General features: G+C 67.1%; 16 protein-coding genes. 2 read left to right on the top strand and 14 right to left on the bottom strand.

Features of this window, described 5'->3' with window-relative positions:
- Positions 1 to 51 precede the first annotated feature (51 nt).
- The 3 genes from ACTZWU_RS03435 to gmk are packed head-to-tail and all read right to left on the bottom strand — an operon-like array spanning position 52 to position 2316.
- Positions 52 to 1158 carry a sensor histidine kinase gene (locus tag ACTZWU_RS03435; protein WP_444735960.1) on the bottom strand — a complete coding sequence of 369 codons (1107 nt, stop codon included), beginning with the start codon at positions 1156 to 1158 and terminating at the stop codon, positions 52 to 54.
- Complete coding sequence (locus ACTZWU_RS03430; protein WP_444735959.1) at positions 1148 to 1684, bottom strand: gamma carbonic anhydrase family protein; 537 nt, start codon at positions 1682 to 1684, stop codon at positions 1148 to 1150. Before ACTZWU_RS03430 ends, ACTZWU_RS03435 begins: the two co-directional genes overlap by 11 nt.
- On the bottom strand, positions 1681 to 2316 hold the full coding sequence (gene gmk / locus ACTZWU_RS03425) for a guanylate kinase (RefSeq protein ID WP_444736415.1): 636 nt from the start codon (positions 2314 to 2316) through the stop codon (positions 1681 to 1683). Before gmk ends, ACTZWU_RS03430 begins: the two co-directional genes overlap by 4 nt.
- A 202-nt stretch (positions 2317 to 2518) precedes the next feature.
- Here gmk and ACTZWU_RS03420 point away from each other — a divergent pair, with 202 nt between their 5' ends.
- Complete coding sequence (locus ACTZWU_RS03420) at positions 2519 to 3286, top strand: PAS domain-containing protein (protein ID WP_444735958.1); 768 nt, start codon at positions 2519 to 2521, stop codon at positions 3284 to 3286.
- A 3-nt stretch (positions 3287 to 3289) separates the two neighbouring features.
- Here ACTZWU_RS03420 and ACTZWU_RS03415 read toward each other — a convergent pair whose 3' ends face one another.
- The 9 genes from ACTZWU_RS03415 to ACTZWU_RS03375 all read right to left on the bottom strand — a co-directional run bounded on the left by ACTZWU_RS03415 (position 3290) and on the right by ACTZWU_RS03375 (position 11411).
- The gene (locus tag ACTZWU_RS03415) at positions 3290 to 4273 is read right to left on the bottom strand and encodes a GNAT family N-acetyltransferase (RefSeq protein ID WP_444735957.1); all 984 of its coding nucleotides are present in this window, start codon (positions 4271 to 4273) and stop codon (positions 3290 to 3292) included.
- Between the two features lie 4 nt (positions 4274 to 4277).
- Entirely contained in the window at positions 4278 to 5441 is a 1164-nt protein-coding gene (rnd, locus tag ACTZWU_RS03410) for a ribonuclease D (protein ID WP_444736414.1), read from the bottom strand.
- 124 nt (positions 5442 to 5565) lie between these two features.
- On the bottom strand, positions 5566 to 5922 hold the full coding sequence (mnhG, locus tag ACTZWU_RS03405; RefSeq protein ID WP_444735956.1) for a monovalent cation/H(+) antiporter subunit G: 357 nt from the start codon (positions 5920 to 5922) through the stop codon (positions 5566 to 5568).
- A complete protein-coding gene (locus tag ACTZWU_RS03400; protein WP_444735955.1) occupies positions 5922 to 6212 on the bottom strand; it encodes a monovalent cation/H+ antiporter complex subunit F in 291 nt (96 codons plus the stop codon). The genes mnhG and ACTZWU_RS03400 overlap by 1 nt, the downstream gene beginning before the upstream one ends.
- A gap of 4 nt (positions 6213 to 6216) precedes the next feature.
- Positions 6217 to 6693: a Na+/H+ antiporter subunit E gene (locus ACTZWU_RS03395; RefSeq protein ID WP_444735954.1), complete on the bottom strand. Its 477-nt coding sequence runs from the start codon at positions 6691 to 6693 to the stop codon at positions 6217 to 6219.
- On the bottom strand, positions 6690 to 8189 hold the full coding sequence (locus tag ACTZWU_RS03390) for a Na+/H+ antiporter subunit D (RefSeq protein ID WP_444735953.1): 1500 nt from the start codon (positions 8187 to 8189) through the stop codon (positions 6690 to 6692). The genes ACTZWU_RS03395 and ACTZWU_RS03390 overlap by 4 nt, the downstream gene beginning before the upstream one ends.
- Positions 8186 to 8659 carry a Na+/H+ antiporter subunit C gene (locus tag ACTZWU_RS03385; RefSeq protein WP_444735952.1) on the bottom strand — a complete coding sequence of 158 codons (474 nt, stop codon included), beginning with the start codon at positions 8657 to 8659 and terminating at the stop codon, positions 8186 to 8188. The genes ACTZWU_RS03390 and ACTZWU_RS03385 overlap by 4 nt, the downstream gene beginning before the upstream one ends.
- A gap of 2 nt (positions 8660 to 8661) precedes the next feature.
- Entirely contained in the window at positions 8662 to 9081 is a 420-nt protein-coding gene (locus ACTZWU_RS03380) for a Na+/H+ antiporter subunit B (RefSeq protein ID WP_444735951.1), read from the bottom strand.
- Positions 9081 to 11411 (bottom strand): putative monovalent cation/H+ antiporter subunit A, encoded by a 2331-nt coding sequence (locus tag ACTZWU_RS03375; protein ID WP_444735950.1) that lies wholly within the window; start codon positions 11409 to 11411, stop codon positions 9081 to 9083. Before ACTZWU_RS03375 ends, ACTZWU_RS03380 begins: the two co-directional genes overlap by 1 nt.
- A 367-nt stretch (positions 11412 to 11778) precedes the next feature.
- On the opposite strand from ACTZWU_RS03375, the gene ACTZWU_RS03370 reads away from it, so the two are divergent.
- Positions 11779 to 12321, top strand: coding sequence for a biotin transporter BioY (locus ACTZWU_RS03370; protein WP_444735949.1), 543 nt, complete (start codon positions 11779 to 11781; stop codon positions 12319 to 12321).
- A 128-nt stretch (positions 12322 to 12449) separates the two neighbouring features.
- Here the strand turns inward: ACTZWU_RS03370 and tsf are convergent, their stop codons facing one another.
- Positions 12450 to 13328, bottom strand: a complete 879-nt coding sequence (gene tsf / locus ACTZWU_RS03365; protein ID WP_444735948.1) for a translation elongation factor Ts — start codon at positions 13326 to 13328, stop codon at positions 12450 to 12452.
- A gap of 85 nt (positions 13329 to 13413) precedes the next feature.
- Positions 13414 to 14196 (bottom strand): 30S ribosomal protein S2, encoded by a 783-nt coding sequence (gene rpsB / locus ACTZWU_RS03360; protein WP_444735947.1) that lies wholly within the window; start codon positions 14194 to 14196, stop codon positions 13414 to 13416.
- Positions 14197 to 14277: the final 81 nt, after the last annotated feature.

The following is a 14277-nucleotide window of genomic DNA, read 5'->3' as shown; positions in this document are numbered from 1 at the left end:
CACGCGACGGGGGGCGCGAGCGCCCCCCTGCCCGGCCCGGACGCCGCGCCGTCAGCCCCGGCGAAGATCCTCGGGCAGCACCACGGAAAAGCGGCTGCCCTTGCCGCGCTGGCTCTCGATCCGCAGGCGGCCGCGATGGCGGCTGATGATGTGCTTGACGATGGCAAGGCCCAGCCCCGTGCCGCCCTGTTCGCGCGACCGATGCGTGTCTACCCGGTAGAACCGTTCCGTCAGGCGCGGCAGGTGGATCTCGTCGATGCCCTCGCCGCGATCGGCGATTTCGACCGACCAGCCCGGCCCGCGCAATTGCGGCTCGTGCGGGATGCGGCGCAGAACGACCTCCAGAAGACCGCCTGAGCCACCATATTTCAACCCGTTCTCGATCAGGTTCTGGAAAACCTGCGTCAGCTGATCGGCGTCCCCCGGCAGCATGACCGGCCGGTCCAGCCCCTCGGTCCGCAGGACCACCCCGGCGGCTGCGGCGCGCGGCTCCATCGTCGCCAGGACCGACCTCAGCAGCCCGGCCAGATCCAGCATCTGCGCGGGACGGCGCCGTTCCTCGGCCTGGACGCGGCTCAGCGACAGAAGATCGCTGATCAGCCGGTTCATCCGACCCGCCTCGCGTTCCATGATGTCCAGAAAGCGGTCGCGGGCACGGGCATCATCGCGCGCCGGGCCGCGCAGGGTCTCGATGAAGCCCAGCATCGCGGTCAGGGGGGTCTTCAGCTCGTGGCTGACATTGGCGACGAAATCGCGGCGCAGCTGCTCGGCCTCGTCCGCGACCGAGCGGTCGAGGATCGCGATGCTCGCCCCCCGCCCGATCAGCAGCGACAAGGGCGCCACGGTGATCTCGGCCATGATCGTGCGCCCGTCCGCGCCAAGAGGCGCCCGCAGCACCGCGCAGCCGGGCGCGGCGGTCAGGCCCTCGGGCGTCTCGGGTGTGGGGTGGCGGTCGGGGTCGAGGACCCAGTCCACCGCCTGCACGACGCCGGGATGACGCAGGACCGTTACGAAGGGACGGTCCAGCAGATCATCGCCCAGTAGAAGCTGCGCAGGCCCATTGGCGGCGATGGTGCGCGCCTGCGCGTCCACCGCCAGCATCGGCACCGGCACCCCGTCCAGCAGGCTCTGGGCGCGGCGCCGCAGCTCAGACGACATCGCCCGGTCCCACGGGGCGCAGTCCCGCCCGGAACCGCGCGGCATTCGCGCGGTAGCGCCCGGCCGCGGCGCGCAGACCGGCCTGCGCGTCGGCATCCAGCATCCGCGCCACCTTGCCCGGGGCCCCCATGACCAGCGAGCCGGGCGGCACCTGCCGCCCCTCGGGGATCAGCGCACCCGCGCCGATCAGCGCGCCCTCGCCGATCTGGGCGCCGTTCAGGATCGTCGCGCCCATGCCCACCAGAACGCCGTCGCCGATCCGGCAGCCATGCAGGATCGCGCGATGGCCGATGGTGCAATCCGCACCGATCACCAGCGGAAAGCCGGGATCGGTATGCAGGCAGCAGAGGTCCTGCACGTTGCTGCCCTGCCCCACGCGGATCTCTTCGGCGTCGCCGCGCAGGACCGCGCCGAACCAGACCGAGCTGGCCGCCTCCAGCACGACGTGACCCATCACCTGCGCGTCGGGCGCGATCCAGGCATCGGGCGCGATCTGCGGGGCCAGCCCGTCCAGCGCCCAGATCACGCCTCGGTCCCCTCGGTCATCAGCGCCTGCACGAAGCCGCCCAGACCCGCCTGACGGTCGCGGCGCAGGCGCTCGGCGGTCAGGATGGCGCGCAGCCTTGCTTCGGTGTCGTTCAGATCGTCATTCACCAGAACGTAGTCGTATTCCGCCCAATGGCTGATCTCGGCCCGGCTTTTCAGCATCCGGCCCGCGATGACCTCATCGCTGTCCTGCCCGCGCGTGCGCAGGCGGCGTTCCAGCTCGGGCAGCGAGGGGGGCAGCACGAAGATCGACACCACATGACGCCCAAGCGCCGAGGCGCGGATCTGCTGGCCGCCCTGCCAATCCACGTCGAACAGGGTATCGCGCCCCTCGGCCATCGCGCGCTCGACGGGGCCGCGCGGGCTGCCGTAGAAATTGCCGAACACCTCGGCATGTTCCAGCATCTGCCCCTCGGAGACCATGCGGCGGAAGGTGTCAGCGTCGGTGAAGTGGTAATGGACGCCGTCCACCTCGCCCGGCCGGGGCGGGCGAGTCGTGGCCGAGACCGAGAACCGCAGGCTGTCATCCCATTCCATCAGCCGCCGCGCCAAAGTCGATTTCCCCGCCCCCGAAGGCGAGGACAGAATGACCATCAAACCGGTGCGCGTCATCATCAGGCTTCCTTTGGGCTGGCGGATGCCTCGGGGGATGCAACGGCCCGGCCAGCGGGTCAAGCCTTTCACGAAAGCCGCGCGGGTGGCTTAACCATTCGGTAACGAAGGACTCGGCATGGCGGGCCGCTCTGGCTATTCTGCAGGGGTGATTTCAGGCGCAGAAGGTTGCCTGCCTGTTCCTTATGTAACGAGGCGCACCATGAGCGACCATGAGACAGGTCCAGACGGGCCCGCAAAGGACGGCCCGCCCGCCGTGATCCGGTTGGGCGATCACGGCGTGGCCCAGGGCGACGCCGCGCTGCGCGAGATGCGCCGCTACTGGAACCTCTTGCGCGGGGGGCGGGCGGTGCCGGCGCGGTCCGATGTGGACCCGCGCGGCTTTTCGCGCGCCATCGACAATGCCTTCATCCTGGAACGAATCGCCCCCGGTGCTGCCCGGATCAGGCTGGCGGGGCGGCACCTGATCGACCTGATGGGGATGGAGGTGCGCGGCATGCCGATCTGCGCCTTTCTGAACCCCTCGTCGCGGGGCAGGCTGTCGGATGTGCTGGAAAGCGTGTTCAAGGCCCCGCAGATCGCGGAATTGCGGCTAGCATCCCCGGCGGGCTATGCGCGCCCCGCGCTGACCGGGCAGATGCTGCTGATGCCGCTGCGGTCCGATCTGGGGGATGTGACGCGCACGCTTGGATGCCTGGTCTCGGAGGGCGAGACGGGCGTGGCGCCGCGCCGCTTCGATCTGGTCTCGGATCATGTGATGCCGGTGATCGAGGGGGGGGTGACGCTGGCCCCCTCGCCCTCGGTCTCGGGCTTTGCCGAGATGGGCGACGGCTTCCGCCCCCGGACCGAGCCACGCCAGCCCCGTCTGTCAGGCCGGGGCTTCGGCCCCGAGGACAGCACGATCACCCCCGAGGAACGGCGCGCGCGCTTTCACGTCGTTCAGGGGACGAAGTCGCCCGAACGGCCCTGACGCCTAGACCAGCAGCCCCGGCCGCCAGCGGTAAAGCGCGGCATCGGCGGGCGCGTCGCGCCCCTCGGCCTTGAGTTCCACATCCTCGATCCGGCGAAAGCCAAGGTTCTTGAGGATGCGGCGCGAGGGCTGGTTGTCCAGAAACACGTCGGCCAGAACCTCGGGCAGGCCGAACCGGGCGACGATCTCGTCGAAGACGGCGGCGACCATCTCTTGGCCCAGTCCCTGCCCCGCCATGTCGGGGTCGAGGAAGTAATGCAGCCGCGGCGGGCGACCGTCGGTCAGCCCGATCGCGCCGATCAGCCGCCCCTCGTGCCGCACCGCCAGCCGCAAGGGCGGCCAGAGCGCCGATTCGTCGACAAGCTGCGCCAGCTCGGCCAAGGCCATGTCGGACCGGAAGCGCAGCATCATCCGCGCCACTTCCGGGCGGGTGGCGATGCGGTGCAGGTCGGGCAGATCATCGCGCGCAATCGGCCCGATCCGCAGGCGCGGGGTGTGCAGCACAAAGGGATGCAGCGCCTCGAACCGGGCGCGGGTCAGGCGCAGCGCGGTCGCCGGCACCTTCTGACGCAGCGGCGTAGCGTAAAGCCGGGTCCGGCTGACTGGCTCGAAGCCCAGCCAGTCCAGCAGGCGGGCCGATCGTGTGTTGCCCTCCAGCACATGCGCGCCGATCTCGGGCCCGCCATCCAGAAAGAACCGCGACAGCGCCAGAATGCCCGCGCGGCGGCCAAGGCCCCGGCCCTGACATTCAGGCGCGATCCATAGGCCGAAGCTGCTGCCCGCCCGGACCATGCCGACAAGCGCGTCGTCCTGCCGGACGGCATGTTCATCCAGCGCCGCACGCGCGATAAAATCGCGCGCATCGGCTTCGCGATAGGGCCAGGGAACGGTGGTCAGCCAGCGCGCGGTGTTCCAGTCGGCCATCGCCGCGGTGATGCGGGCTGCGTCTTCGGGCCAGGGACGGGTCAGACGCAGCCTTTCGCTCATCGGATCACCGGGCCGGAACGACCTTGACGGCGCCACCCTGCGCGGACAGCGCGATCTCGCCCGCCGCAAGCCGCAAGGCGTCGCGGCCGAAGACCTCGGCCCGCCAGCCCTGAAGCGCGGGCAGGTCGCGTTCGCCGGTGGCGATGGCGTCCAGATCCGAGGCCGAGGCGATCAGCTTGGGCGCGACCCCCGCCGCATCGGCCTTGGCCTTCAGCAGCACGCGCAGCAGGTCCGACAGGGCCGCATTGCCGGGCTTTCCCGGTTCCTCGGATTTTGGCTGCGGCAGGTCGCGCGTCTCGGTCCCGGCCTTGATGGCAGCCAGGATGCCATTGGCGATCTCGCCCTTGCGCGCCTCGCGCAGAAGCAGGCGCGAGCGGCCCAGATCGGCCTCGGTCAGGGGCTTGGTCGAGGCCAGCTCGATCATCGCGTCATCCTTGTAGACGCGCGAGCGGGGGATGTCGCGTTCCTGCGCATAGGCCTCGCGGAAACGCGCAAGCTCGCGCAGGATCGCAAGGAAACGCGGCGAATTCGTGCGGGTGCGGACCTTCATCCAGGCCTCTTCGGGGCGGGTGATGTAGGTCTCGGGATCGGTCAGCACGGCCAGTTCCTCGGCAAGCCAGCTTTCGCGGCCGGTCTTGACCAGTTCCGCCGACAGGAATTCGTAGATCTGGCGCAGATGCGTCACATCGGCCAGCGCATAGGCGGCCTGCGCGTCCGACAGCGGCCTGCGCGACCAGTCGGTGAAGCGCGAGGACTTGTCCAGATTGGCGCGCGCAATCTTGCGGACCAGCGTTTCGTAGCCGACCTGTTCGCCAAAGCCGCAGACCATCGCCGCGACCTGCGTGTCGAACAGCGGTTCGGGGAAGATGCCCGCATCGTGGTGGAAGATTTCCAGATCCTGACGCGCGGCGTGAAAGACCTTGACCGTGTCCTTGTGCCGGAACAGGTCGTAGAGCGGTTCCAGCGACAGGCCCTCGGCCATGGGATCGACCAGCACCGCCTGCCCCGCGCCCGGCTGGCCCGAGGGCGGCAGCGCAAGCTGGATCAGGCACAGCTTCGACCAATAGGTCCGCTCGCGCAGGAACTCAGTATCGACGGTGACGTAAGGGGCGGATTTGGCGGCCTCGCAGAACAGAGCAAGCTCTTCCGTGCGGGTGATCGTGGTGATGTCCTGGCTCATTCGGCTCTTTCGCGTGTGGCGGTTCGTCCGCCCATCCGCGTTTTCTACGCCGTTGACGAGAAATTGAAAAGGGCCGCGTGAGGGCGGCCCCTGTCCATGACGATGTGTCGCCTCAGCGCGGCGATTGTTCGGGCTGGCGGTGATGCAGCGCCTCGGCCACGCCGGGTTCGCAACGGGTCTTTTCGTCCATCGGAACGCCCGTGCGGAAGGCCGCGCGCCCGATCAGATGCGCCGCGACCGGCGCGGTCAGCAGCAGGAACACGATGGCCGCCACCGCCCGCGCGGTCACGGTGCCCTCGGAAAAGGCCAGCGCAACGGCAGTCAGGATCAGGCCCGAGCCAAGCGTGCCGGCCTTGGTCGAGGCATGCATCCGCACCAGCAGATCGGGAAGCCGCAACACCCCAAGACCGGCTGCAAAGCAGAAGAAGCCGCCGCCCACGACCAGAAGGGCCACAAGAAGGTCGATCATCATTCCTGCTCCTCGCGATTGATGGCGTTGCGCCGTTCCAGATAGCGCGCCAGGCAGACGGTCGCCAGAAAGCCCACCAGCGCCAGCACCACGGCGACATCCAGAAAGGCCGCGTTGCGCGATTGCAGCGCCGAGAGCCCCGCAAAGGCCACAAGCTGCACGGTCATCATGTCCAGCGCGACGATCCGGTCGGCCAGCGTCGGCCCCTTGATCAGCCGGATCGAGGCCAGCGCGACGCCCAGAATGACCAGCGCGAAGCCCAGAAGAACTGCATAATCCAGAAGTGTCATGGCCTTACTCCGTCGCCTCGCGCACCCAGACCTCGAACCGGTCGCGGATCTGCGCCCGGATCCCGTCAGCGTCATCGCCGAACATCGCGTGGATATACAGCGTCTTGCGGTCGTCCGAGACATCCAGCGTCAGCGTGCCCGGCGTCAACGAGATGAAGTTCGCCAGCAGCGTGATCTGCAGGTCGGTCGTCACGTTCAAGGGCACCGCGATCAGCGCGGGCTTGGAACGCTGGCCCGGCGTGATCACATCCGCGACCACCGCGAAAGAGCTGACCACCAGTTCATAGACGAACATCACGATCAGCCGCGCCCAATAATAGAGCCGCAGGAAATAGCTGCCCGTTTCCGGGAAAAGCGGCCGGACCAGCCACATCGCGGCCAGACCGATCAGGAAGCCCGTGATCAGGCCCACCATCGACAGATCGCCCATCAGCGCGACCCAGGCAAAGGCCAGAAGCAGGTTCGTGGCAAACAGGTTCATGGCTGCACCCCCAGAACGGTCGTGACGTAGGCGGTCGGGTCAAGCAGTTGCTCGGCCGAGGTCTCTGCGAATTGCACGAAGGGCTCGGGGAAGAGGCCGATGATGCAGGTCAGCACCGCCAGCCCCACGATCGGCGCCATCAGGGCCACCCGTTCGCCCGCGGGCAGATCGCCCAGGCGCGGCTTGATCCCGTCGGGGTGACTGGGCCAGAAGGCCGCGCCCCAGATCTTGGTCATCGAGTAGATCGTCAGCAGACCCACCGCCAGCGAGACACCGGCCACGAACCACATCTCCAGATCCAGCGCCGCCTTGACGACGACGTATTTCGCCCAGAAGCCCGACAGTGGCGGGAAGCCCGCAAGCGAGAAGGCCGGGATCAGGAACAGGAACGCCAGCAGCGGCGCATGCGCGTAAAGCCCGCCCAGACGCGACAGGTCCGTGCTGCCTCCGATCCGCTTGGCGACACCGGCGACAAAGAACAGGTTGGCCTTCACGATGATGTGGTGAACCAGGTAGAAGACCGCCCCGACAAGGCCAAGTGGCGTGAATAGCGCAAGCCCCAGCACCATATAGCCGATCTGGCTGATGATGTGGAACGACAGGATGCGACGGAAATCGTTCATCGCGGCCGCGCCCAGAACGCCCGTCACCATCGTCGCCACGGCCAGCCACAGCAGGATCGTATGGGTGAAGGCCACGTCCTGATCGAAGATCAGCGTAAAGCTGCGGATCAGCGCATAGACGCCCACCTTGGTCAGCAGGCCCGCGAAGATCGCCGAGACCGCGACCGGCGGCGTGTGATACGAGGCCGGCAGCCAGAAGAACAGCGGGAACAGCGCCGCCTTGACCCCGAAGGCCACCATGAACATCACGGCGATCGTGGTCAGCAGGCCGGTATTCTCGACCTCGCGCACGGCCAGGTGCAGGTCGGCCATGTTCAGCGTGCCGGTGATGCCGTAAAGCAGGCCGATCCCCGACAGGAACATGATCGTCGAGACGAGGTTCAGCGTCACATACTTGATGCCGCCATCCAGCTGTTCCTTGCTGCCGCCCAGCACCAGCAGGCCGAAGCTGGAGATCAGCATGACCTCGAACCAGACATAGAGGTTGAACAGGTCGCCCGTCAGGAAGGCGCCGCAGACCGCCGCGACCAGCACCTGAAGCAGGGCGTGAAAGCCCAGACGCTCCAACCGCTCGGGGATTTCGGCCAGGGTGTAGATGACCGTGGCCATCGCCGTGATCGCGGTGATCACCACCATGACGCCGCCCAGGTAATCGGCGACCAGCGTGATGCCGAAGGGCGCCTGCCAGTTCGACATCTGCCCGGCGATGACGCCGTGTTCCAGCACCTCGCCCATCATGATGAGGCTGGCGAACAGCAGCGCCACCGTGCCCGCGACGGAAATCCAGCGCCCGGCGGGGCTGGTGCGGAACAGATAGGCCAGAACCGCCGTGACCAGCGGGATCAGGATCGGGTTGACGAGAATCCAGCTCATGCGCGGGCCTCCCCGCCCGTGGGGGTCGTGGTGGCGTCGGTCTTGTCCAGCGTCGGATCGCTGGCGGGCGGGGTGCCCGGCGCGGCAGCCGGCGCAGGGTGCGGCGCGGTCTTGGGGGCGACGATGGGCTCGGCCACGCGCATCTCGTCGCTGTTGACGGTGCCGAGGCTGCGATAGGTCCGGTAGACCAGCGCCAGCGTGAAGGCCAGAAGGCCGAAGCCGATCACGATGGCCGTCAGGACCAGCGCCTGCGGCAGCGCGTTGGCGACCACGCCCGTCGGCGCATAGGCGCCTTCGTCGATCAGCGGCGGCGCGCCCGCGGTCAAGCGACCCGACAGAAAGATCACCAGGTTCGCGGCGTTCGACAGCAGGATCAGCCCGAACAGGAACCGGATCACGTTGCGGTCCAGCATCAGATAGACGGACGAGGCCATCAGCACGCCGATGGTCAGGGCAAGCAGCAATTCCACCCTCAGATCTCCTCTTCCATGGCAAAGACCAGCGTCAGGATGCCGCCGAACACGGCCAGATAGACCCCGACATCAAAGACCAGCACCGAGGACAGCGGCAGGCCCTTTTCGCCCTCGGCAGCGAAGAGGAACAGCCATTGGCCGGTCAGGAAAGGCTCTCCTGCAAAGGCGCCCATGATGCCCGACAGGGCGGCGATGCCGACGCCCAGCATGGCGATGTTGGCCGGATCGACCCGCAGCGCGCTGCGCGCATCCGAGACCGAGGTCGCTATGACATAGAGGATGAAGCCGGTGGCCCCGATCAGCCCGCCGATGAAGCCGCCGCCGGGCAGGTTGTGCCCGCGAAGCAGCGCATAGATCGAAAACACCAGCAGCAGGGCGACCAGAAGCCGGGTCGCGGTGGTCAGGATCAGGGATTGCATCAGACTTTCTCTCCCTTGTCGGCGGCAGCGACCTGCACGGGTTCCTCATCCTCGGGCGTCGGCTTGGCGCCCGGTGCCCCGCGCAGCAGCGCATAGGCGCCCACCGCCGCGATGACGACCACGACGATCTCGCCGAACGTGTCGGTGGCGCGGAAATCGACCAGGATGACGTTCACGATGTTGCGGCCATGCGCCTCGGGCCAAGACGCGATCTCGAAGAAATCGGTCAGGCGGCGGTCAAAGGGCGTCTGCAGGACCGCGATCATCACCAGCGTGCTGAGGATGCCGAAGGCCGCCGCGATCGCCGCATGACCCGCCCGGAACCCCGAGGCCGACCGCGCAGGAAGATGCGGCAGCCGCAGCATGATCAGTGCGACCAGCACGACGACCAGAACCTCGACCAGAAGCTGGGTGATGGCCACGTCGGGCGCGCTGAACATGATGAAGATCAGCGCCACGCCGATGCCCACGACGCCAAGCGCCGCAACCGCGGTCATCCGGCTGGAGGTGATCGTCGCAAGGATCGCGCCCATCGCGATCAGCGCCAGCACCGTCCACTGGATCGGATGGACGCCATCGGCCTCGTAGTTGATGCCGCTGCCCATCCCGCCGCGCAGCAGGAAGGTCGCGCCGACGAGGATGGTGAAGCTGGCAAAGATCACGGCCATGTAGGTCTGAAGATTGCCAGTCTGAATCAGACGCGTCTGCCATGCGGCCAGCGCCTTCAGCCCGTCCAGCACCCGGTCCCAGCCTGCGTCGAAATTGACGCGGCTGCCCTGTTCGATGCGGACCAGACGGTCGCGGATCGCCTCGTGACGGCGATACATCAGCCAGCCGACAAGGAAGGTCAGCAGCGACAGGATCAGCGCCATGTTGATCCCGCCCCAGAGATACAGATGCACCTCGCGCACCTCGCCAGAAACCGCGTGGGTCGCGGGGCCGACGAAATAATGCGCCAGAACGCCCGGGAACAGGCCGAAGATCAGCGACAGCGCGCCCAGAACCAGCGGCCCGGCCAGCATCGGCCAGGGCCCCTCATGCGCGGCATGCGGCGTCTCGCGCAATTCCCCACGGAAGGGCTTCCATGCGACGATCCCGGCCACGACGAACATCATCACCGAGGCCGCGAAGATCATCACCGTGACCCAGATCGCGCCGAAGCCGCCAAGGCCAAGCCCGGCCTTGTACATGAATTCCTTGCCGATGAAGCCGACCATCGGCGGGATGCCCGCCATGCTGACCGCGGCCAGCGCCGCCGCCAGACCGGTCAGGGGCATGGCCTTGGCCAGACCGCCCAGAACGCCCGTCTCGCGCGTGCCGGTGGCGTGGTCGACAATGCCGATCATCAGGAACAGCGCGGCCTTGTAGAGCGAATGCACCACCAGGAACAGCATCGCCGCCATGATCGCGTAATGCGTGCCCGCGCCGATGAACATGGTCAGCGTGCCAAGCGCCATCAGCGTCGTATAGGCCAGCACCTGCTTGATGTCGGTCTGGCGCAGCGCCATGACCGAGGCGAAGACCGCGGTCACGCCGCCGAACAGCGTCAGGATCCAGAACCAGGCGTCGGTGCCGCCAAGGCCGGGATTCATCCGCGCCAGCAGATAGACGCCCCCCTTCACCATGGTCGCGCTGTGCAGATAGGCCGAAACGGGGGTCGGCGCGGCCATCGCGTTCGGAAGCCAGAAATGGAACGGCACCTGCGCCGACTTGGTGAAGGCGCCCGCCAGGAACAGCAGCAGGATCGCCAGATACCAGGGATGTTCGCGCAGTATCTCGCCCTGGCTGAGGATATCGACCAGCTCGAAGCTGCCCGCGACCGTGCCAAGGACGATCATCCCCGCCAGCAGGATCAGACCGCCCGTCCCCGTCACCAGAAGCGCCTGCAGCGCCGAGCGGCGCGATTTGGCGCTGTCGGCGTTGAAGCCGATCAGCAGGTACGAGGCGATGGTCGTCACCTCCCAGAACACGAAGAGCGAGATCAGGTTGCCCGCCAGCACAAGGCCCAGCATGCCGACCATGAACAGCATCAGATAGGCGACGAAGCGCGGGTAATCGGGGTGCTGACCCAGATAACGCGCCGAATACAGCGTGACCGCCGTGCCGATGCCGGTGATCAGCAGCGCAAAGGTCAGGCTCAGCCCGTCCAGCAGCACCGAAAGCCCGATCCCGAGCGAGGGCACCCATTCGATTCCGCGCACCTGGGGCGCCTGGGCGATCTGGGGCGCAAGGCCCAGGAAATACAGGAACAGCACCGCAGGCAGTGCGATCGAGAACCAGCCCGAGGCCCCCCCCATCACCCGGTTGACCTTTGGATAATCGTCAGCCATGTCTCGAACCCCCGTCGCGGCATGCATTTGGCGGCGGTGAATATCACCCTTTCTCTCGGGAAAACAGGTGTTCAGCAGCGAAATCGGATGACCTGAGATCGAAATCCGACGCGTTCGGAACCGGCCCTGCCAAACGGGTGCACCCCCCTATAAAGAAGTATGCCCGCGCAGACCGCGCGGCGGCGCGCAAAGAGGCTGCGACCACATGCCGCGTTTGCGCGCCACGAGGCGGCCCGCCTGCTGCGGTCAGACAGGCCGCCCGCGCGCCAGAGGGGTTGCGCGGATGCCCTGCTATCGGACAAAGTGCCCGCCAGAAGCGCACCCCCTCGGGGCGGCGCGAATCGCCTTTAGCACGGAAAGGAATGCCATGCTGCTTGCACAATCCCGCCTCGCCCCGACCAGCCTGATGGGCAAGATCGGCCTCACCCTGGGCGCCGCCGCCCTGATTGCGCTCAGCGCCAAGGTGCAGGTGCCGTTCTGGCCCGTGCCGATGACGCTGCAGACGATGGCCGTGATGGCGCTGGCCGTGGTGCTGGGGCCGCGCCTGGGTCTGGCTGCGATGGGCAGCTATCTGGCCGCCGGTCTGGCCGGGCTGCCGGTCTTTGCCGGTGCGGGCGCCGGTGCGGCCTATCTGGCCGGTCCGACGGCGGGCTTCCTGGCGGGCATGGCCGCCGCGATGCTGGTGACGGGTCATCTGGCGCAGGGCCGCGCGACGCTTGGCCGTGGTCTGGCGATGCTGGCCGGTCTGGCCGCGATCTACGTTCCGGGCCTGCTGTGGCTGTCGAACTTCGTCCCGTCCGAGCGCGTGCTGGCCGCAGGCTTCACGCCCTTCATCCTGGGCGATCTGGTCAAGCTGGTCGTCGCGCTGATGCTGATCGAAGGCGTCCGCCGGTTCGCCGCGCGCCGCTGATCCCCTCGACCCGACATGAGCAAAGCCCCGCAACATCTTGCGGGGCTTTCTTTTTTTTTGCACGCGGCGCTGAAACGCAGAATGCCGGCCCTTTCGGACCGGCATTCGGTAGCGTCAGGACCCGAGGATCAGGCGCCGGCGAGGGTCTTGGCGACCTCGGCGGCGAAATCCTCTTCCTTCTTCTCGATGCCTTCGCCGACGGCCACGCGGGCAAAGCCCTTGATGGTCGCGCCCGCCTCTTTCGCGGCTTCGGCCACGGTCAGGTCGGGATTGATGACGAATTTCTGGCCGGTCAGCGTGACCTCTTCGAAGAACTTCTTCATCCGGCCTTCGATCATCTTCTCGATCACGGCCTCGGGCTTGCCCGATTCACGCGCTTGCTCGGTCAGGACCTGCTTTTCGCGCTCGATCAGCGCGGGGTCCAGGTCGCCCTCGTCCAGCGAGGCGGGCGAGGTCGCGGCGACGTGCATCGCGATCTGGCGGCCGATTTCCTCGTTGCCGCCCTCCAGGCCGACCAGCACGCCGATCTTGCCCATGCCGTCAGCGGCGGCGTTGTGGACATAATGCACGACGGTCGGCGCAGTCACGACGACCATGCGGCGCAGCGACATGTTCTCGCCGATCTTGGCGATGGCGTCGGTCAGGATTTCCGAAACCGCCTTGCCGTCGATCTGCTCGTTCTTCAGCGCCTCGACATCGTCCACGTTCAGCGCGGCTTGCGCGATCTTGCGGACCATGTTCTGGAATTCTTCGTTCTTGCCGACGAAATCGGTTTCCGAGTTCACCTCGACCGCGACGCCCTTGCCGGCCTTGACGGCGACGGCCACCAGACCCTCGGCGGCCACGCGGCCCGATTTCTTGGCGGCCTTGGCCAGACCCTTGGTGCGCAGCCAATCGACGGCCGCTTCCATGTCGCCATTGGTTTCGGTCAGGGCCTTCTTGGCGTCCATCATGCCTGCGCCGGTGGTCTCGCGCAGTTCCTTCACCATCGCTGCGGTGATTGCCATATCCGTCTCCTCTGATGTCAACGCGTCAGGCGGGGCTTATCCCCGCCTGACGACAATTCCGTGAAAACTTCGATCCGGGGCAGGATCAGGCCTCGGCGGCGGCTTCCGGGGCAGCAGCCTCGTCCAGCAGCTCTTCGGGGGCCTCGGCCAGCGAGCCCAGATCGACACCGGCGGCGCCCATCTGCGCCGACATGCCGTCCAGCGCGGCGCGGCTGGCCAGATCGCAATAGAGCGCGATGGCGCGGGCGGCGTCGTCATTGCCCGGAATGATGTAGTCCACGCCATCGGGCGAGCAGTTGGTATCGACCACTGCGACGACCGGGATGCCCAGTTTTTTGGCTTCCAGGATGGCCAGGTCTTCCTTGTTCACGTCGATGACGAACAGCAGGTCGGGCAGGCCACCCATGTCGCGGATGCCGCCAAGCGAGGCTTGCAGCTTGGCCTGCTCACGCTCGAGCTGCAGACGCTCTTTCTTGGTCAGGCCCTCGGCGCCGCTGGCCATGGTCTCGTCGATGGCTTTCAGGCGGTTGATCGACTGGCTGACGGTCTTCCAGTTGGTCAGCGTGCCGCCAAGCCAGCGATGGTTCATGTAGAACTGCGCGGATTTCTCAGCGGCTTCGGCGATGGCCTTCTGGGCCTGGCGCTTGGTGCCGACGAACAGCACGCGGCCACCCTTGGCGACGGTGTCGCGGATCACGGTCAGGGCCTGGTCCAGCATCGGCACGGTCTGGGTCAGGTCCAGGATGTGGATGCCGTTGCGGTCGCCATAGATGAACTCGCCCATGCGGGGGTTCCAGCGCTGCGTCTGGTGGCCGTAGTGAACGCCAGCTTCCAAGAGCTGACGCAGAGTGAATTCGGGAAGCGCCATGTCGTGTTCCTTTCCGGTTTGCGCCTTGGCAGGGGGTTTCAGGGCGATCGCCCCAACCGGTGGACCTTTGTGCGGATGTCT

This window comes from Paracoccus sp. NSM, from assembly GCF_052379855.1.
Classification (GTDB): Bacteria; Pseudomonadota; Alphaproteobacteria; order Rhodobacterales; family Rhodobacteraceae; genus Paracoccus.
This window is presented reverse-complemented; position numbering and strand designations above follow the sequence as displayed.

Coding starts and splice junctions, on each gene's coding strand:
- ACTZWU_RS03370 (WP_444735949.1), top strand. CDS start 11,779: ATGCTGCTTGCACAATCCCGCCTCGCCCCGACCAGCCTGATGGGCAAG.
- gmk (WP_444736415.1), bottom strand. CDS start 2,316: ATGACGCGCACCGGTTTGATGGTCATTCTGTCCTCGCCTTCGGGGGCG.
- rpsB (WP_444735947.1), bottom strand. CDS start 14,196: ATGGCGCTTCCCGAATTCACTCTGCGTCAGCTCTTGGAAGCTGGCGTT.
- mnhG (WP_444735956.1), bottom strand. CDS start 5,922: ATGATCGACCTTCTTGTGGCCCTTCTGGTCGTGGGCGGCGGCTTCTTC.
- ACTZWU_RS03395 (WP_444735954.1), bottom strand. CDS start 6,693: ATGAACCTGTTTGCCACGAACCTGCTTCTGGCCTTTGCCTGGGTCGCG.
- ACTZWU_RS03375 (WP_444735950.1), bottom strand. CDS start 11,411: ATGGCTGACGATTATCCAAAGGTCAACCGGGTGATGGGGGGGGCCTCG.
- tsf (WP_444735948.1), bottom strand. CDS start 13,328: ATGGCAATCACCGCAGCGATGGTGAAGGAACTGCGCGAGACCACCGGC.
- ACTZWU_RS03400 (WP_444735955.1), bottom strand. CDS start 6,212: ATGACACTTCTGGATTATGCAGTTCTTCTGGGCTTCGCGCTGGTCATT.
- ACTZWU_RS03435 (WP_444735960.1), bottom strand. CDS start 1,158: ATGTCGTCTGAGCTGCGGCGCCGCGCCCAGAGCCTGCTGGACGGGGTG.
- ACTZWU_RS03415 (WP_444735957.1), bottom strand. CDS start 4,273: ATGAGCGAAAGGCTGCGTCTGACCCGTCCCTGGCCCGAAGACGCAGCC.
- ACTZWU_RS03390 (WP_444735953.1), bottom strand. CDS start 8,189: ATGAGCTGGATTCTCGTCAACCCGATCCTGATCCCGCTGGTCACGGCG.
- ACTZWU_RS03380 (WP_444735951.1), bottom strand. CDS start 9,081: ATGCAATCCCTGATCCTGACCACCGCGACCCGGCTTCTGGTCGCCCTG.
- ACTZWU_RS03420 (WP_444735958.1), top strand. CDS start 2,519: ATGAGCGACCATGAGACAGGTCCAGACGGGCCCGCAAAGGACGGCCCG.